The 271-nt window shown below is 43.9% G+C and carries 1 protein-coding gene; it reads right to left on the bottom strand.

The window, feature by feature from the left end; all coding sequences use genetic code 11:
• On the bottom strand, nt 1–271 hold a 271-nt coding region (locus ACFIML_RS09280; protein ID WP_375688044.1), incomplete at both ends, for a DUF3987 domain-containing protein.

The raw sequence follows: 271 nt of genomic DNA, 5'->3' as shown, positions 1-271 counted from the left end.
CATAAAGAGAACGAAAAACCCCTTGATAACTTTCCCATGCCTCTTTTTTAGCAGGTCTATCGACCCATAACCGCTCTTGTCGTGTATCGGGAAAGATCAGCATTTGAAACCGTTGCAATAAACCATCATCGTTTATCCCACGGTGCATGGCTTTAATGAGTGGAATAAGGCGTGTAGGTTGAATGCCCCCTATGATTGAAAGGGTTGCATTGGGAATATGAATGGTTCCACGCCCAATCCGGTCATAGGTGTGTGATTGATTGCCATTAAA

It is taken from the genome of Bartonella sp. AC62GZZY (assembly GCF_042196525.1).
In the GTDB taxonomy this organism is placed as follows: Bacteria; Pseudomonadota; Alphaproteobacteria; order Rhizobiales; family Rhizobiaceae; genus Bartonella.
This window is presented reverse-complemented; position numbering and strand designations above follow the sequence as displayed.